The sequence below is a fragment of the Leclercia sp. Marseille-Q4284 genome, from assembly GCF_916618945.1.
Lineage (GTDB): Bacteria > Pseudomonadota > Gammaproteobacteria > Enterobacterales > Enterobacteriaceae > Enterobacter > Enterobacter tamurae.
Genome location: NZ_CAKAKG010000001.1, coordinates 259,436 through 286,384, shown reverse-complemented (window position 1 = coordinate 286,384; position 26,949 = coordinate 259,436). Strand labels below are relative to the sequence as shown.

20 protein-coding genes are annotated in these 26,949 nt (G+C 57.4%); 4 read left to right on the top strand and 16 right to left on the bottom strand.

The window, feature by feature from the left end:
* The first annotated feature begins 107 nt into the window (after window positions 1–107).
* Window positions 108–1,151, top strand: coding sequence for an aminopeptidase (locus LG383_RS01345; protein WP_225758161.1), 1,044 nt, complete (start codon window positions 108–110; stop codon window positions 1,149–1,151).
* A gap of 114 nt (window positions 1,152–1,265) precedes the next feature.
* Here the strand turns inward: LG383_RS01345 and cysH are convergent, their stop codons facing one another.
* Genes cysH through cysJ form a run of 3 tightly spaced genes read right to left on the bottom strand, consistent with a single transcriptional unit; the run spans window position 1,266 to window position 5,533 of the window.
* Window positions 1,266–2,000 (bottom strand): phosphoadenosine phosphosulfate reductase, encoded by a 735-nt coding sequence (gene cysH / locus LG383_RS01340; protein WP_225758160.1) that lies wholly within the window; start codon window positions 1,998–2,000, stop codon window positions 1,266–1,268.
* A gap of 15 nt (window positions 2,001–2,015) precedes the next feature.
* Window positions 2,016–3,728 carry an assimilatory sulfite reductase (NADPH) hemoprotein subunit gene (cysI, locus tag LG383_RS01335; RefSeq protein ID WP_225758159.1) on the bottom strand — a complete coding sequence of 571 codons (1,713 nt, stop codon included), beginning with the start codon at window positions 3,726–3,728 and terminating at the stop codon, window positions 2,016–2,018.
* The gene (cysJ, locus tag LG383_RS01330; protein ID WP_225758158.1) at window positions 3,728–5,533 is read right to left on the bottom strand and encodes an NADPH-dependent assimilatory sulfite reductase flavoprotein subunit; all 1,806 of its coding nucleotides are present in this window, start codon (window positions 5,531–5,533) and stop codon (window positions 3,728–3,730) included. The genes cysI and cysJ overlap by 1 nt, the downstream gene beginning before the upstream one ends.
* Window positions 5,534–5,837: 304 nt before the next feature.
* Here cysJ and queD point away from each other — a divergent pair, with 304 nt between their 5' ends.
* Window positions 5,838–6,200: a 6-carboxytetrahydropterin synthase QueD gene (gene queD / locus LG383_RS01325; RefSeq protein WP_166183753.1), complete on the top strand. Its 363-nt coding sequence runs from the start codon at window positions 5,838–5,840 to the stop codon at window positions 6,198–6,200.
* 54 nt (window positions 6,201–6,254) lie between these two features.
* On the opposite strand, the gene queE is transcribed toward queD, so the two are convergent.
* Genes queE through LG383_RS01310 form a run of 3 tightly spaced genes read right to left on the bottom strand, consistent with a single transcriptional unit; the run spans window position 6,255 to window position 9,244 of the window.
* On the bottom strand, window positions 6,255–6,926 hold the full coding sequence (queE, locus tag LG383_RS01320; protein WP_166183755.1) for a 7-carboxy-7-deazaguanine synthase QueE: 672 nt from the start codon (window positions 6,924–6,926) through the stop codon (window positions 6,255–6,257).
* Window positions 6,927–6,980: 54 nt separating this feature from the next.
* On the bottom strand, window positions 6,981–7,688 hold the full coding sequence (locus LG383_RS01315) for an N-acetylmannosamine-6-phosphate 2-epimerase (RefSeq protein WP_225758157.1): 708 nt from the start codon (window positions 7,686–7,688) through the stop codon (window positions 6,981–6,983).
* Window positions 7,688–9,244, bottom strand: coding sequence for a maltose/glucose-specific PTS transporter subunit IIC (locus tag LG383_RS01310; protein ID WP_225758156.1), 1,557 nt, complete (start codon window positions 9,242–9,244; stop codon window positions 7,688–7,690). Before LG383_RS01310 ends, LG383_RS01315 begins: the two co-directional genes overlap by 1 nt.
* Before the next feature lie 166 nt (window positions 9,245–9,410).
* Here LG383_RS01310 and LG383_RS01305 point away from each other — a divergent pair, with 166 nt between their 5' ends.
* A complete protein-coding gene (locus tag LG383_RS01305) occupies window positions 9,411–10,235 on the top strand; it encodes a MurR/RpiR family transcriptional regulator (protein ID WP_225758155.1) in 825 nt (274 codons plus the stop codon).
* Window positions 10,236–10,291: 56 nt separating this feature from the next.
* Here LG383_RS01305 and eno read toward each other — a convergent pair whose 3' ends face one another.
* From eno to rlmD, 5 genes are all read right to left on the bottom strand, one after another.
* Window positions 10,292–11,587, bottom strand: coding sequence for a phosphopyruvate hydratase (gene eno / locus LG383_RS01300; RefSeq protein WP_106994461.1), 1,296 nt, complete (start codon window positions 11,585–11,587; stop codon window positions 10,292–10,294).
* An 82-nt stretch (window positions 11,588–11,669) separates the two neighbouring features.
* A complete protein-coding gene (gene pyrG / locus LG383_RS01295) occupies window positions 11,670–13,307 on the bottom strand; it encodes a glutamine hydrolyzing CTP synthase (protein WP_106994460.1) in 1,638 nt (545 codons plus the stop codon).
* 224 nt (window positions 13,308–13,531) lie between these two features.
* A complete protein-coding gene (gene mazG / locus LG383_RS01290) occupies window positions 13,532–14,323 on the bottom strand; it encodes a nucleoside triphosphate pyrophosphohydrolase (RefSeq protein ID WP_225758154.1) in 792 nt (263 codons plus the stop codon).
* 70 nt (window positions 14,324–14,393) lie between these two features.
* The gene (gene relA, locus LG383_RS01285; protein ID WP_166183769.1) at window positions 14,394–16,631 is read right to left on the bottom strand and encodes a GTP diphosphokinase; all 2,238 of its coding nucleotides are present in this window, start codon (window positions 16,629–16,631) and stop codon (window positions 14,394–14,396) included.
* 52 nt (window positions 16,632–16,683) lie between these two features.
* Window positions 16,684–17,982, bottom strand: coding sequence for a 23S rRNA (uracil(1939)-C(5))-methyltransferase RlmD (gene rlmD / locus LG383_RS01280; protein WP_225758153.1), 1,299 nt, complete (start codon window positions 17,980–17,982; stop codon window positions 16,684–16,686).
* Window positions 17,983–18,039: 57 nt separating this feature from the next.
* Here rlmD and barA point away from each other — a divergent pair, with 57 nt between their 5' ends.
* The gene (gene barA / locus LG383_RS01275; protein WP_225758152.1) at window positions 18,040–20,799 is read left to right on the top strand and encodes a two-component sensor histidine kinase BarA; all 2,760 of its coding nucleotides are present in this window, start codon (window positions 18,040–18,042) and stop codon (window positions 20,797–20,799) included.
* Between the two features lie 59 nt (window positions 20,800–20,858).
* Here barA and LG383_RS01270 read toward each other — a convergent pair whose 3' ends face one another.
* The 5 genes from LG383_RS01270 to LG383_RS01250 form a co-directional block, all read right to left on the bottom strand.
* Entirely contained in the window at window positions 20,859–21,998 is a 1,140-nt protein-coding gene (locus LG383_RS01270) for a glycerate kinase (protein ID WP_225758151.1), read from the bottom strand.
* 87 nt (window positions 21,999–22,085) lie between these two features.
* A complete protein-coding gene (gene gudD, locus LG383_RS01265) occupies window positions 22,086–23,426 on the bottom strand; it encodes a glucarate dehydratase (protein ID WP_181247297.1) in 1,341 nt (446 codons plus the stop codon).
* A gap of 12 nt (window positions 23,427–23,438) precedes the next feature.
* Window positions 23,439–24,779, bottom strand: a complete 1,341-nt coding sequence (locus LG383_RS01260) for a glucarate dehydratase family protein (RefSeq protein ID WP_225758150.1) — start codon at window positions 24,777–24,779, stop codon at window positions 23,439–23,441.
* Complete coding sequence (locus LG383_RS01255; RefSeq protein WP_106994452.1) at window positions 24,776–26,134, bottom strand: MFS transporter; 1,359 nt, start codon at window positions 26,132–26,134, stop codon at window positions 24,776–24,778. Before LG383_RS01255 ends, LG383_RS01260 begins: the two co-directional genes overlap by 4 nt.
* 360 nt (window positions 26,135–26,494) lie before the next feature.
* A complete protein-coding gene (locus tag LG383_RS01250) occupies window positions 26,495–26,944 on the bottom strand; it encodes a flavodoxin (protein WP_225758149.1) in 450 nt (149 codons plus the stop codon).
* Between the last annotated feature and the right edge of the window lie 5 nt (window positions 26,945–26,949).

The window sequence follows — 26,949 nt, the reverse complement described above, 5'->3', positions numbered from 1 at the left end:
TAACACGCGTAATTACGGGCATTTAAGAGCAATTCAAATTGTGTAAGCGCGGTCACAGTTTCATACTAAGCGCGTTAAAATTTTGCTCTATTTTTTAAGGACTCACTATGTTTTCCGCAATGCGCCACCGTTTCGCTCTCCTGGCGCTCGGCGTTTGCTTAACTGGAACGGTTCAGGCTAAAACGCCCCCTCTGGGTGAGATTGCTGCGACGCAGGCGCGTCATATCGCGACCTTTTTCCCGGGCCGCATGACCGGTACCCCCGCCGAAATGCTCTCCGCTGACTATGTGCGCCAGCAGTTCGCTGAGATGGGCTACCAGAGCGATATCCGCACCTTCCAGAGCCGCTATATCTATACCTCACGCAATCAGAGCAAAAACTGGCACAACGTGACCGGCAGCACCGTGATTGCAGCTCATGAAGGTAAAGCCGCACAACAAATTATTATCATGGCGCATCTGGATACCTACACGCCGATGAGCGACAGCGATGCCGATAACAACCTCGGCGGCCTGACATTGCAGGGCATTGATGACAATGCCGCTGGCGTCGGGGTGATGCTGGAGCTGGCGGAGCAGTTGAAGAATATTCCAACCCAGTACAGCATCCGCTTTATCGCCACCAGCGGCGAAGAAGAGGGTCGCCTGGGGGCTGAGAACGTGCTCAACCGCATGAGCGCGGCCGAGAAGAAAAACACCCTGCTGGTGATCAACCTCGATAACCTGATCGTCGGGGATAAGCTCTATTTTAACAGCGGCAAAACCACCCCTCCCCCGGTGCGCAAATTAACCCGCGACCGCGCGCTGGCGATTGCCCGCGCCCAGGGTATCGTTGCTGGCACCAATCCGGGCGGCAACGCCAGCTACCCGAAAGGGACCGGATGCTGTAACGACGGTGAGAAGTTCGATAAGGCCGGGATCCCGGTGCTGTATGTCGAGGCGACCAACTGGTCTCTGGGTAAGAAAGACGGGTATCAGCAGCGGGCGAAATCAAAAGCTTTCCCGCAGGGGACGAGCTGGCATAACGTCAGGCTGGATAATCTGCAGTACATTGACGAGGCGCTGCCAAAGCGGATCGAACATCGCAGTCGGGACGTGGTGCGGGTGATGCTGCCGCTGGTGAAAGAGCTGGCGAAAGCGGGGAAAGTGTAGCGGGATTAGCTCCCCTCACCCCGGCCCTCTCCCCACAGGGGCGAGGGAGAAAAGACGGCTCCGTGCGATCCCCTCTCCCCTATGGGGAGAGGGTTAGGGTGAGGGGCACAACAATCACCCTTCGTGCAATCCGCACTCGCGCTTGAGGCCGAAGAAACGGGTCTCTTCTTCCGCCATACCCGGCTCCCATTTGCGGGTGGTGTGAGTATCTCCCACCGACAGATAGCCCTGGTCCCACAGCGGATGGTATTTCAGGCCATGCTGCTGCAGGTACTGGTATACGGTTCGGTTGTCCCAGTCGATAATCGGCAGCACCTTGAACACCCCACGCTGGATCGCCAGCACCGGTAAGGATGCCCGGCTGCCGGACTGATCCCGGCGCAAACCGGCAAACCAGGTTTTGGCGTTGAGTTCGGAGAGCGCCCGGTTCATCGGCTCGACTTTGTTGATGGCATTGTATTTCTCAATGCCTTCCACGCCCTGCTCCCACAGCTTACCGTAGCGCGCCTCCTGCCAGGCCGCGCTCTGTTCGGCACGGAAGACCTTCAGGTTCAGCTGCAGCTTGTCCGTCAGTTCGTCAATAAACTGGTAGGTTTCCGGGAACAGGTAGCCGGTGTCGGTGAGGATCACCGGAATATCCGGACGGATCTTATTCACCAGATGCAGGCTGACCGCCGCCTGAATACCAAAGCTTGATGAGAGCACGTATTCACCCGGCAGGTTTTCCAGCGCCCAGGCGACACGGCCTTCGGCGTCGAGCTTTTCCAGATTGGCGTTGGTTTCCGCCAGGGCCAGAATACGTTCGACTTTTGGCAGATCGTTAAGGGCGTTTAGATCGAGTACGGACATAATTACCTCTCGTAGTTACTCCCAGAAATCCCGGGCGGGATCGAGCACTGGACGAATGATGCCCGCACGCACCGTAAAGTCGCCGAAGCCTTCACCCGCTTCGCGCTCTTTCGCCCAGCGCCCGACAAGCAGGTCTATGGAGTCAAGAATTTCTGGTTCCGTAATGTTCTCGCGATACATACGCGGAATGCGCGTTCCGCTGCGGTTACCCCCAAGGTGCAGGTTGTAACGACCCGGTGCTTTACCCACCAGACCCAGCTCTGCCAGCATCGCACGGCCACAGCCGTTCGGGCAGCCGGTGACGCGCATCACGATATGCTCGTCAGGAATACCGTGTTTTTCCAGCACCGCTTCCACTTTGTCGGTGAACGACGGCAGGAAGCGCTCGGCTTCGGCCATCGCCAGCGGACAGGTCGGGAAGGAGACGCAGGCCATCGAGTTTTCACGCTGCGGTTTTACCGCGTCCATCAGCGTGTGATCCCGCGCCAGCTTCTCGATCTTCGCTTTCTCGCTTTCCGGCACGCCAGCAATGATCAGGTTCTGGTTGGCGGTAATGCGGAACTCGCCTTTGTGGATCTTCGCGATCTCCAGCAGACCGGTTTTCAGCGGACGGCCTGGATAATCGAGAATACGACCGTTCTCAATAAACAGCGTCAGGTGCCATTTATTGTCGATGCCTTTTACCCAGCCGATGCGATCGCCGCGACCGGTGAATTCGTACGGACGGATCGGCTCGAACTTGATACCGGCGCGACGCTCCACTTCTTCTTTAAAGGTCTCTACGCCCACGCGTTCCAGGGTGTATTTGGTCTTGGCGTTTTTACGATCGGTACGGTTACCCCAGTCGCGCTGGGTGGTCACCACCGCTTCGGCCACCGCCAGGGTGTGCTCCAGCGGCAGGTAGCCAAACTCGCTCGCGGTGCGGGCGTAGGTTTTCTTGTTACCGTGCTCAATCGACAGACCACCGCCCACCAGCAGGTTAAAGCCCACCAGCTTGCCGTTCTCGGCAATCGCCACGAAGTTCATGTCGTTGGCGTGCAGATCGATATCGTTCTGCGGCGGGATCACCACCGTGGTTTTAAACTTACGCGGCAGATAGGTCTGACCGAGGATCGGCTCTTCGTCGGTAGTCGCAACCTTCTCCTGATCCAGCCAGATCTCAGCATAGGCGCGGGTGCGCGGCAGCAGATGTTCGGAGATCTTCTTCGCCCACTCGTAGGCTTCAGCGTGCAGCTCGGACTCGTACGGGTTGGAGGTACACAACACGTTACGGTTCATGTCGTTGGCGGTCGCCAGCGCGTCCAGCCCGACGGAGTGCAGCATCTGGTGTACCGGCTTCACGTTCTTCTTCAGAATGCCGTGGAACTGAAAAGTCTGACGGTTGGTCAGACGGATGCTGCCATAAATGGTGTTGTCATGGGCGAATTTGTCGATCGCCTGCCACTGTTTGGTGGTGATAATGCCACCCGGCAGACGGCAGCGCAGCAGCATCGCGTGACGCGGCTCCAGCTTCTGTTCAGCACGCTCGGCGCGGATATCGCGATCGTCCTGCTGGTACATACCGTGGAAACGGATCAGCAGGAAGTTGTCGCCGTTGAAACCGCCGGTCAGACCGTCATTTAAATCTTCGGCAATGGTGCCGCGCAGGTAGTTACTATCAACCTTCATGCGCTCGGCATCAGTCAGTTTGCCTTCGACCACCAGAGGGCCAGGATGTTTTTCGCTCATTAGTAGACATCTCGCTGATAACGGCGCTCGACGCGCAGCTCACTTAAAAATTCATCCGCCGATTCAGTATCCATGCCACCGAATTCAGCAATCACTTCCAGCAACGCCTGCTCAACGTCTTTCGCCATGCGATTGGCGTCGCCGCAGACATAAATGTGGGCACCGTCATTAATCCAGCGCCACAGCTCTGCGCCCTGTTCGCGCAGTTTGTCTTGTACGTATATTTTTTGTTTTTGATCGCGGGACCAGGCCAGATCGATGCGCGAGAGCACGCCCTCTTTCACATAGCGCTGCCACTCTACCTGGTAGAGGAAATCTTCGGTGAAGTGCGGGTTACCAAAGAACAGCCAGTTTTTGCCCGGCGCTTCATCGGCGGCGCGCTGCTGCATAAAGGCGCGGAACGGCGCGATGCCGGTGCCCGGGCCAATCATGATCACCGGGGTTTCCGGGTTGGCCGGCAGACGGAAGTTGTCGTTGTGCTCGATAAAGACCCGCACCTCGCCCTCTTCTTCCACGCGATCTGCCAGGAAGCTGGAGGCACCACCGGCACGGGCGCGGCCTTCGATGTCGTAACGAACCACGCCCACGGTGACGTGGACTTCGCTTTCCACCTCGGCCTGGGCCGAAGCGATGGAGTACAGGCGCGGCGTCAGCGGACGCAGCAGGCCGATCAACGCATCGGCATCCAGCTGCGCTGGCGCGAAACGCACCATGTCCACAATTGGCGTGGTGGCGGCGTACTGTTGCAGTTTGGCTTTGTCGCCCACCAGCGGCAGCAGGGATTCGCTGCGGGTCAGGGTGGCGTAGTTTTCCACGATGTTGGCGGTATTGACGGTCAGCTCGAAATGCCACTGCAGCGCTTCCGAAAGCGGCAGGGTTTTGCCGTCTACCGACACCACTTCATCGCCCTTCAGCCACAGCAGCTCAACCAGCTCTTTCACCAGCGCCGGATCGTTCTGATACCAGACGCCAAGGGCATCGCCCGGCTGGTAGCGCAGGCCGGAGTCGCCTAAATCGATTTCGATATGGCGCACGTCTTTCTCAGAATCACGACCGGTGATTTTCTGATTAACCGCGAGGCTCGCCGTCAGCGGCGCTTCTTTGGTGTACGGGCTGGTATGAATGTCGTTTACCACACCAGCGGCAGTAACTGCCGCCTGCGCCGGCGTCTCTTTCGGCACGCGGGCTTTCAGCACGTCAACAATGCGCGCGCGCCATTCGGCAGCCGCGGCCTGGTATTCGACGTCGGTATCCACGCGATCGAGCAGGCGCTCGCCACCCAGTTCGGCCAGCTTGCTATCAAAATCTTTGCCCGACTGGCAGAAGAATTCGTAGGAGGAGTCGCCGAGACCGAAGACCGCAAAGGCGGTGCCCGCCAGTTTTGGCGCTTTTTTCGAGAACAGGAACTTATGCAGCGCAACCGCTTCTTCAGGCGGCTCACCTTCGCCCTGGGTAGAGGTCACAACGACAACCAGCTTCTCTGACGCGATTTGCTTAAATTTATAATCCCCGGCGTTCACCAGGTTCACGTTCAGTTTGGCCGCCAGCAGATCGTCCCGCAGGGCTTCCGCCACGCGACGGGCATTGCCGGTTTGCGAAGCGGAGATAAGCGTAATTGCCGGGATCTCAACGGCCGCAGCCGGTGCACTCACCACAGCACCCGGCTGTTGATTGAGCATTCCCCAGAAATAACCAGAAACCCAGGCAAGCTGGGTAGGTGAAAAATCAGTGGTGGCTGCCTGCAGGCGTGCCAGTTGCTCCGGGTTCAGGGGAAGCAAATTTGAAGGTGGGGCCTGTGTTGTCATGCGTCGTTATGTTCCAGTAGCAAAGCTGAATTTTTATCTGAAAGACAGAACAGAGTGTAAGGTTAACGGCGCGGATCATAACAATTAAAGACGGGATGGAAATAATAAATAACCAAATGGACTAACCTGTTTTTGCTATCGTTCTTAACAATAAAAACGATTAATTAACTGCATGAAAATAAAAGATAAAAATAAGGCTACTGCCCACCCAAAGCGTATCGGGTGGTAAGGGCCGTTTTAGGTAATGATAAAAAAGGTGCTTTCCGGTATTATGCGGCGGTTTTTTCCGCATTCTTGAGAGTTCATGATGTCCACCACACTGTTTAAAGATTTCATCTTCGAAGCCGCCCACCATCTCCCTCATGTCCCGGAAGGCCATAAATGTGGTCGCCTGCACGGGCACTCCTTTATGGTGCGTCTGGAGATCACGGGTGACGTCGATCCGCATACCGGTTGGATCATGGATTTTGCCGAGCTGAAGGCCGCGTTTAAGCCGACCTATGATCGCCTCGATCACTTCTATCTGAATGATATTCCGGGACTGGAAAATCCGACCAGCGAAGTGCTGGCGAAATGGATCTGGGATGAGATTAAACCGCTGGTGCCACTGCTGAGCGCGGTGATGATCAAAGAGACCTGCACGGCAGGTTGTGTCTATCGCGGGTAATCAATCAGGCAAGCGTTATAAGCCCGGTAAGCGTGCGCGCCACCGGGCTTTTTTTTACGCGATATTCAGGTACTTGTGCGTCTGCATCGACAGACGCCAGTTGCGCGCAATACAGGTCTCAATGCACAGACGCGTGGCGTCCTCTTTCTGGCTGATCGGTTGCAGCGCAATAACGCGCTGTTTGTCATCGGTCAGCGTCTCCAGCAGTTCATCCAGCGCTTCGATATCACGAACGCGGCCTACCGGGTGCTTAATCTCATCGGCACGCTCCAGCGCCTGGGACAGCACATTGTAACCGCCACGCATATTCACTTTTGGCGATACCGTCACCCAGGTGGTGTGAGAGCAGCGCACTTCGTGCGTGCCGCTGGTCTCAATCTGGCAGCTAAAGCCGTTTTTTTCGAGCAGCGAGGTCAGCGGGATCAGGTCATGGATGCAGGGCTCGCCGCCGGTGATCACCACATGACGCGCGGTCCAGCCCTGACGGCCAATAATCGCCAGCAGATCTTCCGGGTTCGCCGCGCCCCATTTGTCGCTCTCTTTGGTTTTGGCCAGAATGCTGAACAGTGACACTTCCCGATCGCTAAGCGTTTCCCAGGTATGTTTGGTATCACACCAGGCACAACCCACCGGGCATCCCTGCAGACGAATGAAGATAGCGGGAACGCCGGTGAAGTAACCCTCGCCTTGCAGGGTCTGGAACATCTCGTTAATCGGGTACTGCATAGTCATCTCAAAGAAGGGGATAAACGTTAAGTATCGCAGATCCCCGGCTCAGGATCATGCCCGATCGGTGCTCTGTGCCTCGATTGCACCCACAAATCGCGCCGTAATCTGCTGCGGGCGCGTGATCGCCCCGCCAACCACCACCGTATACGCGCCCAATTCCAGGCAGCGGGCAGCCAGTTCCGGCGTTTCGACGTTGCCTTCGGCCACCACCGGGATGGTGACCGCCGCGACAACCTCCCGCAGAAATTCGCACTCCCGCTCTTTCAGCTTATGGCCTGCGGTATCGGCCGTATAGCCATAGAGCGTGGTACCCACGCAGTCAAAACCCAGCGCCTGGGCAGTTTTCGCCTCCTCTACCGTGGCGATATCCGCCATCAGCAGTTGGGACGGGTATCGCGCCCGGATCGCTGCCATCAGCCCGGCGAGCGTCTGGCCGCCGGGACGCGGACGCGCGGTAGCATCAAGAGCGATAATCTCCGGTTTTATGGCCATCAGCTCATCCACCTCCCGCAGCGTGGCGGTAATAAATACCTCGCTGTCCGGATAGTCGCGCTTGATAATGCCGATCACCGGCAGCGAAACCTGTTTTTTGATGGCCTCGATGTCCACGACGCTGTTGGCGCGGATGGCCACCGCCCCGCCCTGCGCCGCCGCCAGCGCCATGCGCGCCATAATAAACGGGCTGTGTAAGGGTTCGTCATCCAGCGCCTGACAGGAGACGATCAGCTTACCTTTCAGAATATCCAGTACATTTTTCATTACGATAAGATCTCTTCAACTTCGTTTTTGATGATGGTGACGTGCGGACCGTAGATAACCTGTACGCCATTGCCCCGCAGGATCACGCCGTGAGCGCCGGTTGCCTTGAGCATGGCTTCGTTCACTTTGCCACCGTCTTTCACCGTCACGCGTAAACGTGTGGCGCAGCAGTCCACCTCGTCCAGATTCTCCCTGCCACCCAGGCCTTCAATAATCGCCTGCGCCCGTTCGCTTTGAGGAAGCGCGGTTTCTGCTACGGCCTCTTTCTCCCGGCCCGGGGTCGCAAAATCGAAACGGTTAATCAGGAAGCGGAAGGTGGAGTAGTACAGGAAGAACCAGGGAACCCCGACCAGCGGCACGTACAGCCAGTGGGTTTTGGCTTCGCCCTGCAGAATGCCGAACAGAACAAAATCAATAAAACCGCCCGAGAAGGTCTGCCCTATGGTGATGTGCAGAATATGGGCGAGCATAAAGGCCAGCCCGTCGAACAGTGCGTGGATGACGTACAGCACCGGGGCGATGAAGAGGAAGGAGAACTCGATAGGCTCGGTGATACCAGTCAGGAAAGAGGTCAGCGCCGCCGAAAGCAGCAGCCCCGCGACCCGCTTTTTATTTTCAGGCTTTGCCGTGTGATACATCGCCAGACAAGCACCGATCAGGCCAAACATCATGGTGATAAAGCGTCCGGACATGAAGCGCGAGGTGCCCGCGTAGAACTGCTGGGTATTCGGGTCGGCGAGCTGGGCAAAGAAGATGCGCTGTGTACCTTCAATCAGCTGACCGTTGACAATCTCGCTGCCGCCGAGCGCGGTAGTCCAGAAAGGGAGATAAAAAATGTGGTGCAGGCCAAACGGGCCGAGCATACGCAGGATAAAGCCGTACAGGAAGGTGCCCAGATAACCGGTCGCATCAACCAGACCGCCGAGGCCGAAGATCAGCTTCTGAAAGTGCGGCCAGACGACGGTCATGATGGCCCCCACCAGTATCGCCGCCAGCGAGCTGATAATAGGCACAAAGCGTGACCCGCCAAAGAAACCGAGAAATTGCGGCAGGGCAATCTTGTTAAACCGATGGTGCAGCGTACAGGTTACCAGCCCGATGACCACCCCGCCAAAGACGCCAGTTTCCAGGGTCTGAATACCCAGCGTCATCCCCTGCCCCACCGCGCCGGGGTTCTCCTGCGCCAGAGTGCCATTAAGGATCAGCAGGGCGTTAATGGTGGCATTCATTACCAGGAACGCCAGTAGTGCCGCCAGGCCCGCAGTGCCCTTATCGGTTTTCGCCAGCCCCACAGCAACCCCCACGGCAAAAAGCACCGAGAGATTGGCAAAGACAATCGAGCCAGCGCTGCTCATGATAGTGAATATCGCCTGTAGCCAGCTCACATCCAGGAAGGGGTAGGCCGCGAGCGTATTGGGATTCGACAGTGCGCCGCCAATGCCTAACAGCAGACCCGCGGCGGGCAGTACGGCAATAGGTAACATAAAGGATTTGCCAAAGCGCTGGGCTTTTTCGAACCATGCGCCCGATGAGGCGCCGCTGAACAGTTGCATCATTTTTTCACTCCCCGATTATTTGATGAAAATTTTTACCACATAAAAATAATAAAGTGAAAATTATCACCAATAACCTGGAGAGCGATCATACTTTTTTAAAATGTCTGGCGTCTCGCCCCCGCTTTCCGCCACACTAGCCCACAGAGAAACGCATTAAGGATTTTGCATGTCAGAAAATGAAAATCTGCTGCTGAGGCTGCGACAGGGTGTCTCTGGCTATAGTCCGACCCAGCAAAAACTGGGCGAGTTCGTCTTAAGCGATCCGGCAAAAGTGCTCTATTTCACCATTACCGAACTGGCGCGTGAGAGCGAAACCAGCGAGGCAAGCGTGACCAGACTTTGTCGCACGCTGGGTTGTAAAGGCTATACGGAGTTCAAGATGGCGCTGGCGCTGGACGTTCAGCGTGACCAGGCACCGGTTGCGCAGGGCGATCGGGTGGATGAGGTCGTGGAAGAGTCCGTTCTGGCGCTGCGGGATACCGCCCGGCTGCTTGACAGGGATATGCTCCTGCAGGCCGCTCAGGCACTGCATCAGGCGCGTTCGGTTTATATCTACGGCGTGGCGGCAAGTGCCATTCTGGGTGACTATCTGCACTACAAACTGCTGCGTCTGGGTAAACCTGCGCAGCTGTTAAGCGACATGCACCGCGCCTCGATGAGCGCAACCACACTGGGTAAAGAGGATCTGGTGGTGGCGATTTCGAGCTCAGGATCAACCCGCGATCTGCTGCACGTAGTGAAACTTGCGCGTAAGCGTGGAGCACGCGTGCTGGCTCTCAGCAATACGCCGCGCAGCCCGCTGGCTTCAATCAGCGATATGCAGCTGGTTGCGGCAAAACCCGAAGGCCCGCTCAGCGCCGGCGCGATGAATGCCAAAGTGGGGGTGATGCTTTTGGTGGAGCTGCTTGCCACCACGCTCATCTCCCTGGACAACCGCTACAGCGACGCCAGCCAGCAAACCGCCAGCGCTACCCTGCCCCTGCTGCTTTAACGCAGACATAAAAAAACCCGCCGAAGCGGGTTTTTTCTAAAGATTAAGGCTCAGAATTACTGACCTTTGATCTCTTTACGGCCGTTGTATGGTGCTTTTTCGCCCAGCGCTTCTTCGATACGAATCAGCTGGTTGTATTTAGCAACACGGTCAGAACGGCTCATAGAACCGGTTTTGATCTGGCCAGCAGCGGTACCAACAGCCAGGTCAGCGATGGTAGCGTCTTCAGTTTCGCCTGAACGGTGAGAGATAACGGCAGTGTAGCCAGCGTCTTTCGCCATTTTGATCGCAGCCAGAGTTTCGGTCAGAGAACCGATCTGGTTGAATTTGATCAGGATGGAGTTAACGATGCCTTTCTCGATACCTTCTTTCAGGATCTTGGTGTTGGTTACGAACAGATCGTCACCAACCAGCTGGATTTTGTCGCCCAGAACTTTGGTCTGGTATGCGAAACCATCCCAGTCAGACTCGTCCAGACCGTCTTCGATAGAAACAATTGGGTACTGTTTGGTCAGGTCTTCCAGGAAGTGAGTGAACTCTTCAGAGGTGAAGGCTTTGTTGCCTTCGCCAGCCAGAACGTATTTACCGTCTTTGTAGAATTCAGATGCTGCACAGTCCATCGCGAGGGTGATGTCGGTGCCCAGCTCGTAGCCTGCTGCTTTAACCGCTTCAGCGATTACAGCCAGTGCTTCGGCGTTGGAGCCCAGGTTAGGTGCATAACCACCTTCGTCACCTACTGCAGTGTTCATACCTTTAGCTTTCAGAACTTTAGCCAGGTTGTGGAACACTTCAGAACCCATACGTACTGCTTCTTTCAGGGATTTCGCGCCAACTGGCTGAATCATAAATTCCTGAATATCAACGTTGTTGTCTGCGTGCTCGCCGCCGTTGATGATGTTCATCATCGGAACTGGCATAGAGTATTTGCCTGGAGTGCCGTTCAGTTCAGCGATGTGTTCGAACAGTGGCTGACCTTTAGAAGCCGCTGCTGCTTTGGCGTTCGCCAGAGAAACAGCCAGGATTGCGTTCGCACCGAAGTTAGATTTGTTTTCAGTACCGTCCAGATCGATCATGATTTTATCGATGCCAGCCTGGTCTTTGGCGTCTTTGCCAAGGATTGCCTGTGCAATTGGGCCGTTAACCGCGCCAACAGCTTTGGTTACGCCTTTGCCCAGGAAACGGGATTTGTCGCCATCGCGCAGTTCCAGCGCTTCGCGGGAACCAGTAGAAGCACCTGACGGCGCAGCTGCCATACCGACGAAACCACCTTCCAGGTGTACTTCGGCTTCAACAGTCGGGTTACCACGGGAGTCGATGATTTCACGACCGATGACTTTAACGATTTTGGACATTAGATTTTCCTCAGTACAAGTTAAACTAAAACTCCAGACAAACAACGCGTACCTTTGGTACGCGCTGCCGTTCTAACTTTTCTTACTTCGCCTGACGCTTCTGGAACTCATTGGCGGCTTTCACAAAGCCAGCAAACAGCGGATGTCCATCACGCGGCGTAGAAGTAAATTCCGGGTGGAACTGACAGGCGACGAACCATGGGTGGTTCGGCACTTCGATGATCTCGACCAACTGATCATCCCCGGAGCGGCCCGCAATACGCAGACCCGCAGCTTCAATCTGTTTCAACAGCAGGTTGTTGACTTCATAACGGTGACGATGGCGTTCAGTGATTGTCGGCGCACCGTACATCTGGCGAACCAGGCTGTCGTCAGAGAGCTGACAAGCCTGTGCACCCAGACGCATCGTGCCACCCAGATCGCTCTTCTCGGTACGGACTTCGACGTTACCTTCTTCGTCGCGCCATTCGGTGATAAGCGCCACAACAGGGTACTTACAGTCTGGCACAAATTCCGTAGAGTTCGCGTTTTCCATCCCCACCACGTTGCGGGCGAATTCAATCAGCGCAACCTGCATACCCAGGCAAATGCCGAGGTAAGGAATATTGTTTTCACGCGCATAGCGTGCGGTAGCGATCTTGCCTTCAACACCACGGTAGCCGAAGCCGCCAGGGATCAGAATAGCATCCAGATCTTTCAGAATTTCGACACCGCGGGTTTCAACATCCTGTGAATCAATCAGCTTGATGTTGACGGTCACGCGGTTCTTCAGACCACCGTGTTTCAGCGCTTCGATAACTGACTTATAGGCGTCCGGCAGTTCAATGTACTTGCCGACCATACCGATAGTCACTTCGCCTGCCGGGTTCGCTTCTTCGTAAATCACCTGTTCCCATTCTGACAGGTTTGCGTCCGGACAGTTCAAGCTGAATCGTTTACAAATATAATCGTCGAGGCCCTGTGATTTCAACAGGCCCGGGATTTTATAAATGGAATCGACATCTTTCATTGAAATAACAGCTTTTTCTGGCACGTTACAGAACAATGCAATTTTCGCACGTTCGTTGGCCGGAACCGCACGATCGGAGCGGCAAACCAGAATGTCAGGCTGAATACCGATGGAGAGCAGCTCTTTCACAGAGTGCTGGGTCGGCTTGGTTTTCACTTCACCTGCGGCAGCCATGTATGGCACCAGGGTCAGGTGCATGAACAGCGCGTGTTCACGACCAATATCCACCGCCAGCTGACGAATCGCTTCCAGGAACGGCAGGGATTCGATATCACCAACGGTACCGCCAATCTCTACCAGCACCACGTCGTGACCTTCGCCACCCGCCAGAACACGCTCTTTAATGGCGTTGGTGATGTGCGGGATAACCTGAACAGTAGCGCCCAGATAGTCACCACGGCGCTCTTTGCGCAGAACGTCGGAGTAGATACGGCCGGTCGTGAAGTTGTTACGACGGGTCATTTTGGTGCGAATGAAGCGCTCGTAGTGACCCAGGTCCAGATCGGTTTCAGCGCCGTCTTCAGTAACGAACACTTCCCCGTGTTGGATCGGGCTCATGGTACCTGGATCGACGTTGATGTACGGATCCAGCTTCATCATGGTCACATTGAGGCCACGGGCTTCAAGAATGGCTGCGAGGGAGGCTGCGGCAATGCCTTTACCCAGAGAGGATACAACCCCGCCGGTCACAAAAATATAGTTCGTTGTCATGCTGAACCTGAGAAGTTAGGGTGAAACGATGGAATAACCAGGACGGGAAAGTAGTATACCCGAACACGGCGAGCGCCACAAACTTTCATTCTCCGTCTCCTGTCTCAGGCTTTGACTCATATTGGGAGTGAGAAAATAGCCCCTTTTGGGTAAATGTTTTTGACGCAAATCAAGCGCTTGTCATTTAAAAAATCACACAAATTGCGCTTGATCGCAAAAACCCGTTAGAGATCAGATTCCTGGCGTTTTACTTCCTGCCACACGTCTTCCATCGCATCGAGGTCCACGCCGGTCATTTCCAGCCCGCGGGCCGCGATAATGCGCTCCACTTCCCGGAAGCGGCGTTCGAATTTGAGGTTGGCTTTTTGCAGCGCCACTTCGGCTTTAACCCCTAAATGACGGGAGAGGTTGACGGTGGCAAACAGCAGATCGCCCATCTCCTCTTCCACCTTCTCCTGGTCCACTACCGCCTGCTGCGCTTCGTGCATCACTTCGTCGATCTCTTCATGCACTTTGTCGAGCACCGGGCCTAAAGAGGTCCAGTCAAACCCCACCGTCGAGCAGCGTTTCTGGATCTTGTGCGCACGCATCAGCGCTGGCAGGCTTAACGGGATGTCGTCCAGCGCTGAATGCTGGGATTTTTCAGCCCGTTCCGCGCTTTTGATTTGCTCCCAGCGGGCCAGCACCTCGGTACTGTTTTCCGCGGTGGCATCGCCAAAGATATGCGGATGACGGCGCTCCAGCTTATCGCTGATGGCGGCGCAGATGTCGTTGAAATCAAAGCGCCCCTCTTCCTGGGCCATCTGCGCATAGAACACCACCTGAAACAGCAGGTCGCCCAGCTCGCCGCGCAGATCGTCAAAATCTTCCCGGGAGATGGCGTCCAGCACCTCGTAGGTCTCTTCCAGGGTGTAGGGAGCGATGGTGGCGAAAGTCTGCTCTTTGTCCCACGGACAGCCGGTTTCCGGATCGCGCAGACGTTGCATAATGCCGAGCAGGCGGTCGATTTGGGTCATGTCTTATCCTGTTAAATCGGTAACGCCGGGTGGCGGCTGCGCCTTACCCGGCCTACAAAAGATGGTAATCTTACCCGCCGTGCAGACGACGGGCGTCTATCACATCCGGCACCTGGTTCAGCTTGCCGAGCACCCGGCCCAGCACCTGCAGGTTATAGATTTCGATGGTCATATCGATGGTGGCGAGCTGCTGACGGGTGTCGCTGCGGCTGGCAACGCCCAGCACGTTCACCTTTTCGTTGGCCAGAATGGTGGTGATATCGCGCAGCAGGCCGCTGCGATCGTTGGCCGACACCCGCACCACCAGCGAATAGCCCGCGGAGTAACTTTCGCCCCACACCGCATCGACGATTCGTTCCGGCGCATGGGACTGTAAATCGTCCAGCTGATCGCAGTCCGCGCGGTGGATAGAGATCCCGCGCCCCTGGGTGATGAAGCCGACGATCTCGTCTCCCGGGATCGGCTGGCAGCAGCGGGCAATGTGGTGCATCAGATTCCCGACGCCCTCCACAACCACCCGGCCATTGTCTTTTTCTTTGCTGCGGTGCTGTGGGGTATAGCTCTTCTGCTGCAGCTGCTTCAGCGCCGCTGCATCCTGCTCAGCCGCGCTCGGTTTGTTGAACTGCGCCTGCAGGAAATTCACCATCTGGTTAAGACGAATATCCCCGCCGCCGATAGCGGCCAGCAACTCATCCAGCTCGTTGAAGTTGTAGCGCGGCAGCAGCTGCTTCTCCGCCTCTTTCAGGTGGATGCCCAGATGCTCCAGCTCGTCGTCGAGGATCTGACGGCCGGCAAGGATGTTCTTGTCACGATCCTGCTTGCGGAACCAGGCGTGGATCTTGGAGCGTCCGCGGCTGGTGGTGATGTAGCCCAGGTTCGGGTTGAGCCAGTCGCGGCTCGGGTTCGGCTGCTTCTGGGTGATGATGTCCACCTGATCGCCCATCTGCAGCTGATAGGTAAACGGCACGATGCGTCCGCCGATTTTGGCGCCGATGCAGCGGTGCCCCACGTCGCTGTGGATGTGGTAGGCGAAGTCGAGCGGGGTTGAGCCTGCCGGGAGGTCAACCACGTCGCCTTTCGGCGTAAAGACGTAGACCCGGTCGTCAAAGACCTGGCTGCGAACTTCGTCGAGCATCTCGCCGGAGTCGGCCATCTCCTCCTGCCACGCAATCAGCTTACGCAGCCAGGCAATGCGATCTTCGTGACCGGAGCGCGCCCCGCCTGAGGTGCCCTCTTTGTACTTCCAGTGCGCGGCGACGCCGAGCTCGGACTCCTCGTGCATCTGTTTGGTGCGGATCTGGATCTCCACCGGCTTACCGCCCGGCCCCAGCACCACGGTGTGGATCGACTGATAGCCGTTCGGTTTCGGGTTGGCGACGTAGTCGTCAAACTCATCCGGCATGTGGCGGAAGTGGGTGTGAACAATCCCCAGCGCGGCGTAGCAGTCCTGCAGACGCTCGGCGACGATACGCACGGCGCGCACATCAAACAGCTCATCAAAGGCGAGATGCTTCTTCTGCATTTTGCGCCAGATGCTGTAGATATGCTTCGGCCGGCCATAGACCTCAGCCTTCACGCCCTCTTCTTTCATCGACTGACGTAAGCCGCCGACAAACTCCTCGATGTAGTGTTCCCGGTCGATACGGCGTTCGTGCAGCAGTTTCGCAATACGTTTGTATTCCGCCGGGTGCAGATAGCGGAAGCAGTAATCTTCCAGCTCCCATTTCAGTTGCCCGATGCCCAGACGGTTCGCCAGCGGGGCATAGATATTGGTGCACTCTTTCGCCGCCAGCACACGCTCATCTTCAGGCGCATCCTTCACTTCCCGCAGGTGGGCGACGCGTTCGGCAAGCTTAATCACCACGCAGCGGAAGTCATCCACCATGGCCAGCAGCATACGGCGAACGTTATCGACCTGTTCGGAAGAGACGGAATCGGTGTGGGTGGCTTTCAGCTGGCGAATGGCGGCCATGTCGCGCACGCCGTGGATCAGCGAGACGATCGATGTACCGACGCTTTCGCGCAGCACCTCTTCGGAGACCACCTCGGCGTCGGCCAGCGGGAACAGCATGGCGGCGAGCAGGGTGTCGATATCCATGCTGAGCATGGAGAGGATTTCCACCATCTCCACGCCGCGCCACAGCAGCAGCTCGGCATCGGGATGCCCCTTGGTGGTGCGCAGACAGTAAGCCCAGGTTTCGGTTAAGCGTTCACACGACTGCTGGCTGGCAATCCCCAGACTTGCGATCCATTTTTGTGGGTCAAACTCACCAGCTTTATTGAGATGTGCACTTCTTACCGCAACCATTGTCCTCTCCTTTAGGGACCCTTGCCTGTCGAATTCGACAAGCCGAAACTCATCAGTTGTGTTCAAACAACGCCATTGATTCCAGATGTCCAGTGTGCGGGAACATATCGAGCATTGCCAGACGCTGAATCTGGTAACCCGCCGCTAATAATGCTTCGCTGTCCCGGGCAAGCGTCGCCGGATTACAGGAAACATAGACCACGCGTTTAGGGGCGAGTTTAATAATATGCTGCATTACGCCTGGCGCGCCTGCACGGGCCGGATCCAGCAGGATTTTGTCGAAGCCGTGCGCCGCCCAGGGCTGCTGAGTGACATCCTCTTCCAGATTCTCGTGAAAAAATGTCACGTTTTGCAGCCCATTGTGAATGGCGTTGTCGCGCCCTTTCTCCACCAGCGTCGCCACGCCCTCCACACCGACCACGCTGTGCGCCCGTTTTGCCAGCGGCAGGGTAAAGTTGCCCATCCCGCAGAACAGATCGAGCACCCGATCATCCGGCTGTATATCCAGCCAGTCGAGCGCAGTCGCGACCATCTGTTGGTTAACGCCATCATTGACCTGAATGAAATCGCGCGGACTGAACGTTAAGCGTAGCCCGTCTGAATCATACCAGGGCGTTTCACCGCTCAGTTGCTCAAGTATCTCGCTTTGCGGGGCGAGATAAAGGTCAAGCTCATGGGAATGCGAAAAGCGTTCCAGTTTTTCGCGATCTTTGGCCGAAAGCGGTGCAGTATGGCGTAGCACCATCAGCGGGCCGCTGTTGGCCAGCACCAGTTCGACGTGGCCCAGGTGACGAACGCCCTGCAGGTCTGAGAGGCATTTGCGCACTTCTGGCAGCAATGCCTCAAGAGGGGGCACCAGAATGGGGCACTGTTTGACGTCGACGATGTCGCTGGAGTTGGCCTTGCGAAAGCCCATCTCCAGACGCGCGGTTTTCGGCTGGTAGTTCAGGCTCAGGCGCGCCCGGCGGCGGTAGCCCCAGGGTTTATCGGCGATCACCTCGTTGACGTCGTGCTTCAGCAGGCGCGCCAGGGCATTGCTTTTGCTGCGCTCCTGTAACGCGATGCTGGCATGCTGCTGTTGGCAGCCACCGCAGACGCCAAAGTGCGGGCAACGCGGTTTCTCACGTTGCGGGCTGTCGTTAAGGCGACGTTTTACCTGCCCGCGCGCGTACTGGCGTTTCTCTTCCGTCAGGGTGATCTCTGCACGCTCATCGGGCAGCAGGCCGGGGATAAACAGGGCTTTACCATCATGGCGCGCCACCCCCTGACCGAAGGGATCGAGGTCTGTCACATCAACAGTTATGATCTGACGCGTCGTCACGCGCCGCTTTGCAGAGTAGAATTGCGCCATTGCCGGGTATTATCTCAAATGAACATATTGACTCTAATTGTCCCATAACGGAACTCCATGACCAACTACAGCCTGCGTGCGCGCATGATGATTTTGATCCTCGCCCCTACCGTACTCATTGGTTTACTGCTGAGTACCTTCTTTGTGGTGCACCGTTATAACGACCTGCAGCGCCAGCTCGAGGACGCGGGGGCCAGCATTATTGAGCCGCTGGCGGTCTCCAGCGAGTACGGCATGACCCTGCAAAATCGCGAGTCTATCGGCCAGCTCATTAGCATCCTGCACCGCCGTCACTCGGATATTGTGCGGGCGATCTCGGTGTATGACCAACACAATCGCCTGTTTGTCACCTCCAATATCCAGCTTGACCCGGGCACGCTGAAGCTCCCGGCCGGCATGCCCTTCCCGACACGGCTGAGCGTGATCCGCCAGGGCGAAAAGATGATCCTGCGCACGCCGATCATCTCGGAAAGCTATTCACCGGATGAATCTGTCGAAGCGGATGCCAAGCCCAATAACAACATGCTGGGATATGTGGCGCTGGAGCTGGATCTCAAGTCCGTGCGGCTGCAGCAGTACCGGGAAATCTTCATCTCCACGGTGATGATGCTGTTCTGTATCGGCATTGCGCTGATCTTCGGCTGGCGTCTGATGCGCGACGTGACCAGCCCGATCCGCAACATGGTGAATACCGTCGACCGTATCCGCCGGGGTCAGCTCGACAGCCGCGTCGAAGGCTTTATGCTTGGTGAGCTGGATATGCTCAAAAACGGAATCAACTCAATGGCGATGTCGCTGGCGGCCTACCATGAGGAGATGCAGCATAACGTCGATCAGGCCACCTCCGATCTGCGGGAAACCCTGGAGCAGATGGAGATCCAGAACGTCGAGCTGGATCTGGCTAAAAAGCGTGCCCAGGAGGCGGCGCGTATTAAGTCGGAGTTCCTGGCGAACATGTCCCATGAGCTGCGGACCCCGCTCAACGGCGTGATTGGCTTTACCCGCCTGACCCTGAAGACCGAGCTCAACCCGACCCAGCGCGACCACCTGCATACCATTGAACGGTCGGCCAACAATCTGCTGGCGATCATCAATGACGTGCTGGACTTCTCTAAGCTTGAGGCGGGCAAACTGATTCTGGAGAGCATTCCGTTCCCGCTGCGCAGCACCCTGGACGAAGTGGTGACCCTGCTGGCGCACTCCTCCCACGACAAAGGGCTGGAGCTGACGCTAAACATTAAAAATGATGTGCCGGATAACGTCATTGGCGATCCGCTGCGCCTGCAGCAGGTGATCACCAACCTGGTGGGTAACGCCATCAAGTTCACCGAGAGCGGTAACATTGACGTGCTGGTGGAAAAGCGCGCCATCAGCAATACCAAGGTGCAGATTGAGGTGCAGATCCGCGATACCGGGATTGGTATTCCCGAGCGCGATCAGTCGCGGCTATTCCAGGCCTTCCGCCAGGCCGACGCCAGTATTTCACGGCGTCATGGCGGCACCGGCCTGGGGCTGGTGATCACCCAGAAACTGGTGAACGAGATGGGGGGCGATATCTCCTTCCACAGCCAGCCTAACCGCGGCTCGACCTTCTGGTTCCATATCAACCTCGACCTGAACCCGAATGTTCTGATCGACCGGCCGGGGATGGAGTGTCTGCAGGGTAAACGACTGGCGTACGTGGAGCCCAATGCCGCCGCGGCGCAAAGCACTCTGGACGTGTTAAGCACCACCCCGCTGGAGGTGGTTTACAGCCCGGCCTTCTCCGCGCTGCCGGTTGAGCACTACGACATACTGCTGATGGGCATCCCGGTGACCTTTACCGGCGAGCTGACCATGCAGCAGGAGCGAATGGCGAAAGCGGCCTCGATGACCGACTACCTGCTGCTGGCCCTGCCGTGCCATGCGCAGATTAACGCCGAAGAGCTGAAACACGACGGGGCGGCCGCCTGTCTGCTGAAGCCGCTCACCGCCACGCGCCTGCTGCCGACCCTGACCGAATACTGCCGTCTGAACCATTCCGCTGCGCCGATCGTTGTCGATGAGAGCAAGCTGCCGATGACCGTGATGGCGGTGGATGATAACCCGGCCAACCTGAAGCTGATCGGCGCCCTGCTGGAGGATCAGGTTCAGCATGTCGAACTATGCGAGAGCGGCCTGCAGGCCGTTGAGCGCGCGAAGCAGATGCAGTTTGACCTGATCATGATGGATATTCAGATGCCCGGCATGGACGGGATCCGCGCCTGCGAGCTGATCCGCCAGCTCCCCCATCAGCAGCAAACGCCAGTGATCGCCGTGACTGCGCACGCGATGGCGGGCCAGAAAGAGAAGCTGTTAAGCGCCGGGATGAACGACTATCTGGCAAAACCGATTGAAGAAGAGAAGCTGCACAGTCTGCTGCTGCGCTATAAGCCCGGCCCGACGGCAGGCAGCTGGATCGCCCCTGCGGAAGCCGCCGACATCACGGTTAACGACAATGCCACCCTCGACTGGCAGCTAGCGCTGCGTCAGGCGGCGGGCAAAAACGACCTCGCGCGGGAGATGCTGCAGATGCTGGTGGCCTTCCTGCCTGAGATCCGCAATAAGGTGGAGGAGCAGCTGGTAGGTGAAAACCCGGAAGACCTCGTTGATGCGATCCATAAGCTGCACGGCAGCTGCGGGTACAGTGGGGTGCCGCGCCTGAAAAATCTATGTCATCTGCTGGAGCAGCAGCTGCGTTCAGGGACACCGGAAAGCGAGCTGGAACCGGAGTTCCTGGAGCTGCTGGATGAGATGGATAACGTCACGCGGGAAGCAATGAAAGTGCTGGGCTTATAGCAAAAGTATGCGCATGGACGATCCCCTCTCCCCTTTGGGGAGAGGGTTAGGGTGAGGGGTTACACCTCCATCCCCACCTTCAGCACCGCCGCGATATTCCTTGCCGCCATCCGCACGTTTTCTGCGGCGTCTTCCAGCGCCTCCTCCAGCGTGCAGATGGTGTAGATCACGCTAAATACCGCATCGATGCCATGATCGTGCACCACGCCGACATCCGCCGTCAGGCTGCCCGCGAGGCCGATCACCGGCTTATTGTGGCGTTTGGCGATTTTCGCTACTCCCACCGGGACTTTGCCATGAATGGTCTGGCTGTCGATTCGCCCTTCGCCGGTGATCACCAGATCGGCATCGGCCACCAGGCTGTCGAGGTTGAGCGCATCGGTCACAATCTCAATGCCCTGGCGCAATTGCGCGCCGCAAAAAGCGTATAACGCCGCCCCCATACCGCCCGCAGCACCGCCGCCGGCCAGCCCGAGGACGTCGACATCCAGATCGCGGGCAATGATCCGCGCATAGTGCGTCAGCACGCCATCAAGCCGCGTAATCATCTCCGGGGTCGCCCCCTTCTGCGGACCAAACACGGCGCTGGCACCGTTTTCCCCGGTCAGCGGGTTGGTGACGTCGCAGGCGACTTCAATCCGGCAGGCTGCTAGCCGTTTATCCAGACCGCTGATGTCGATGTGCGCCAGTTTCTCCAGCTCACCGCCACCGGCACCCAGGGCGTTGCCCTGCTCGTCCAGCAGCTTCGCGCCCAGCGCCTGCACCATCCCTGCCCCGCCATCGTTGGTGGCGCTGCCGCCAATGCCAATGATGATATGTTTCACGCCCGCATCCAGCGCATGACGGATCAGCTCCCCGGTTCCCCAGGAGGTGGTTTTCAGTGGATTACGCTGGGCCGGGGGCACCAGCTCCAGACCGCTGGCCGCCGCCATCTCGATAAACGCGCTTTTGCCATCACCGGAGCGGCCATAAAAACCGTCAACATGCCCGCCGAGCGGCCCCGTTACCCGCACCTGAATAATGTCTCCCTGAGTGGCAGCCACCATCGCTTCCACAGTGCCTTCACCGCCATCGGCGACCGGCAGTTTGACGTACTCTGCCGTCGGGAAAATCTCGCAAAATCCCTGCTCTATCGCCGTCGCCACAGCCAGGGCACTCAGGCTCTCTTTATAAGAGTCCGGTGCGATAACAATCTTCATAAGCCGTCCTTACGCATGTTGACTACCATAAGCATACACCCGTCACGCAAGAGAAAATGCCGACTCCCGCAGGAACCGGCACCGGACTTAACGCACCATGCAAGGGCGTTTGTTGTTGAAGGTCCACTCCGGGATCAGGTACTGCATCGCCATCGCGTCGTCGCGCGCGCCCAGACCGTGCTGGAGGTACAGCTCGTGCGCCTTCATCACCTGATCCATATCCAGCTCAACGCCCAGACCCGGCGTGGTTGGCACCTGCACCATACCGCCCTTAATTTCGAACGGCTGTTTGGTCAGGCGCTGGTTGCCCTCCTGCCAGATCCAGTGGGTATCAATCGCGGTGATAGTGCCCGGCGCGGCCGCGGCCACATGGGTGAACATCGCCAGTGAGATATCGAAGTGGTTGTTGGAGTGTGAGCCCCAGGTCAGGCCGAACTCGTGACACATCTGCGCCACGCGCACCGAGCCCTGCATGGTCCAGAAGTGTGGGTCCGCCAGCGGAATGTCGACCGACTGCAGGGAGAGAGTATGACCCATCTGACGCCAGTCGGTGGCGATCATGTTGGTGGCGGTCGGCAGACCGGTAGCGCGGCGGAACTCGGCCATCACTTCACGGCCAGAGAAGCCCTGCTCGGCGCCGCACGGATCTTCCGCGTAGGCCAGCACGCCCTTCAGGCGCTTACCGATGCGGATTGCCTCTTCCAGCGACCAGGCCCCGTTGGGATCGAGAGTGACGCGCGCCTGCGGGAAGCGTTTCGCCAGGGCGATAATAGACTCCGCTTCCTCTTCCCCGGCCAGTACACCACCCTTCAGTTTAAAATCGTTAAAGCCGTACTTCTCATAGGCCGCTTCCGCCAGACGCACAACCGCATCCGGGGTCATCGCCTCTTCGTGGCGCAGACGATACCAGTCGCACTGCTCATCCGGCTGGCTCTGGTACGGCAGCGGGGTCAGCTTGCGGTTGCCGACGAAGAACAGGTAGCCCAGCATCTCCACTTCCGTACGCTGCTGCCCGTCACCCAGCAGGGAGGCGACGTTGACGCCCAGATGCTGACCCAGCAGGTCGAGCATTGCGGCTTCGATACCGGTCACCACGTGAATGGTGGTACGCAGGTCGAAGGTTTGCAGCCCGCGGCCGCTCGCATCGCGGTCGGCAAATTCGTTACGTACGGCATTAAGGATGTTTTTGTACGCGCCCAGCGTCTGGCCCACTACCAGCGGGATTGCATCTTCCAGGGTTTTGCGGATCTTCTCTCCGCCCGGGATTTCACCCACGCCGGTATGGCCGGAGTTGTCTTTGATAATCACAATATTACGGGTGAAGAACGGGGCGTGGGCCCCACTCAGGTTCATCAGCATGCTGTCATGGCCGGCAACCGGGATGATCTGCATGGAAGTGACAACAGGCGTAGTAAATGTGCTCATAATTCAATCCTTTAATCAGTGGCGACCGAACGCCGGGCGTTTGCGGTCAAATGTCCAGCCGGGAATAAGATACTGCATCGGGCCTGCGTCATTACGCGCGCCGCCGGGCAGTTTCTTATAGGCTTCATGGGCTTTGTGGATCTGATCCCAGTCAAGCTCCACGCCAAGCCCCGGTGCATCCGGTACGGCAATCTTGCCGTGTTTAATTTCCAGTGGATTTTTGGTCAGGCGCGCTTCGCCCTCCTGCCAGATCCAGTGAGTGTCGATAGCCGTTGGCGTACCCGGTGCCGCGGCACCAACATGGGTGAACATCGCCAGCGAGATATCGAAGTGGTTGTTAGAGTGGCAACCCCAGGTTAAGCCCCAGTCGTCGCACAGCTGCGCCACGCGCACCGCGCCAGAGAGAGTCCAGAAGTGCGGGTCCGCCAGCGGGATATCTACCGCGTTCAGCATCACCGCGTGACCCATTTCGCGCCAGTTGGTGGCGATCATGTTGGTAGCCACCGGCAGGCCGGTGGCGCGGCGGAACTCCGCCATCACCTCACGGCCGGAGAAGCCCTGTTCAGCACCGCAGGGATCTTCGGCGTAGGTCAGGACATCCCCCAGGCCTTTGCACAGGGCGATAGCTTCATCCAGCAGCCAGGCGCCGTTGGGATCGACGGTAATGCGCGCGTCCGGGAAGCGTTTCTTCAGGGCGCGGGCGCTGTCGATCTCCTGTTCACCCGGCAGTACGCCGCCTTTCAGTTTGAAATCCTTAAAGCCGTAGCGATCCTGGGCCGCTTCCGCCAGACGCACCACCGCCTCGCTGGAGAGCGCCTCCTGATGGCGCAGGTGATACCAGTCGTGGCTGCCAGGGGATTGCTCCAGATACGGCAGGTCGGTTTTCGTGCGATCGCCCAGGTAGAAGAGATAGCCCAGCACCGTGACCGCATCGCGCTGCTTGCCCGGACCGAGCAGTTCGCACACCGGCACGTTCAGCGCTTTGCCGAGCAGATCCAGCAGCGCCGCTTCCAGCGCCGCTACCGCATTGACCCGCAGTTCAAATGTCCAGGCACCTTTGCCGAAGGTATCGAAATCGGCGGACTGGTTGCCCTTGTGCACGCGCTGGACCACTTTGTTCAGCCGCGCCACCTCCTGACCCACCACCTGCGGAATGGCATCCACCAGGGTTTGATAGATCACTTCGCCGCCGGGGGCTTCCCCAACGCCGGTATTCCCGGCGTTATCGGTCAGCACCACAATATTGCGGGTAAACCAGGCGTTATGCGCGCCGCCGATGTTCAGCAGCATGCTGTCCTGACCGGCAACCGGGATAACCTTCATTTCAGTCACGACAGGGCTGGATTGCATACTCATGATAAACGCTCCCCGACAGGTTTCAGTTCGATACGTTTGATATCACCCACCAGCACCAGGTAGCTCAGTACCGCCACCAGAGCGTGAATCCCTACGTAGATTAACGCCCCGTTGAACGACCCGGTGGTGCCGACGATGTAACCGATGGCAATCGGGGTGACGATCCCGGAGATGTTGCCGAACATATTGAACAGACCACCGCTCAGACCGCTGATCTCTTTCGGTGCGGTATCGGCCATCACCGCCCAGCCCAGCGCCCCAATCCCTTTCCCGAAGAAGGCCATCGCCATAAAGCCGATAATCATCCACTCGGCGTCAACGTAGTTACAGAACACCATCGACATGGAGAGCAGCATACCCAGCACGATCGGCGTTTTACGGGCAATATTCAGGGAACCGGTACGACGCATCAGCCAGTCGGAAATCACCCCGCCCAGCACGCCGCCGATAAAGCCGCAGATTGCCGGAACAGAGGCCACAAACCCGGCTTTCAGAATCGACATGCCGCGTGCCTGCACCAGATAGACCGGGAACCAGGTGATAAAGAAGTAGGTTAAGGCGTTGATACAGTACTGGCCGAGGTAGATCCCCACCATCATGCGGGTGCCCACCAGCTGTTTGATCTGACCCCACTTGTGGCTGAACGGCACTTTCTCTTTGCTTTTCGCCTGATCCATGTTGATCAGCGCCCCGCCCGCGGCGATGTAATCCAGCTCTTTCTGGTTTACCCCCGGATGCTGGTTTGGCTCGTGGATCACTTTCAGCCACACAAAGCTGATGATGATACCCAGACCGCCCATGAAGAAGAACACGTGTGACCAGCCCACTTCGTGAGTCAGCCAGCCCATGATCGGGGCGAAGATCACGGTAGCGAAGTATTGCGCGGAGTTAAAAATGGATACCGCCGTTCCCCTCTCCTGCGCCGGGAACCAGGCTGCCACTATGCGGCTATTGCCCGGGAAGGAGGGTGCTTCGGCAAGGCCGACGAGGAAGCGCAGGGTAAAGAGCGCGACAATAATGCCAAAGCCGTTAAAGACATCGACAAAGCCCTGTAACAGGGTGAACAGGGACCAGATAAAAATGGACCAGAAGTAGACGCGTTTTGAACCGAATCGGTCAAGCAACCAACCGCCCGGGATTTGGCCGATAACATAGGCCCATGAAAATGCTGAGAAAACGTAACCCATTCCGACCGGATCCAGACCGATATCTTTTGCCATTTCAGAACCGGCAATCGACAGCGTGGCGCGGTCGCCATAGTTAAAGGATGTGACGATAAACAGCATCACCACTATCCAATAGCGAGCGTTGGTGCGCTTTTCAGCGCTGCTCGCCGCCTGGCTTAATGAACTCATTCTTGCACTCCTGAATCATAGCTTTTATCGCTACGTTCATTCTGAACAGCTCAACCGGTAGGGTATCAGAATGACGTGTATGTGTTTTTTGCAGTTCAAACGTTGAGGTCTTTTGCCTTACTGACTGCATTTTTATTAACTGGCGGAAAAAGTATAAGAAAGGATCCAGGCCCCTCTCACCGTGCAACAACACAACATTGGCGGGAGGGTTTGAGGTTGTTTATGGCATAAGCCTAACTCAATGGAAGGTAGTTCACGGAAACGTGGCTGAGTGAGAAAACAACAGAAGAGAAAGAGAAGAGTGTGAATCAGGTCGCTTGACGCGGTGGAATGCCCTCCCGCGGCCGGGAGGGAAAGCATTTAGCCGAGAAGCGTGCCCCAGTGCTCAACCCAGGGATTGGATTCGCTTTCCGGTTCAGGGTGCTCAGAGGCATCGATCATCAGCATCTCACCCACGCGCTGAGCGCTCTGCTCCTGTAACAGGGCGTCGAACTTTTTGCCGCCACCGCAGAAACTGGTGTAGGTGCTGTCACCCAGCGCGATGATGCCGTAGCGCATCTCCGGCTGATAACCCAGCTTATCTTTAATGCCCTGGTACAGCGGGACGATACTGTCCGGCAGATCGCCCTGCCCGGTTGTCGAGGTGACCACCAGCGCATATTGGCCCCGGTATTTTTCCCAGTCGGCCAGTTCGGGATCTTCATACACCGTGGCTTTGTGGCCCATTCCCGCGAGAATTGCTTCGGCTTCTTCGGCCACCAGCAGCGAATTGCCGTACATCGTACCGACAAAAATTCCGACTACAGCCATGGTTT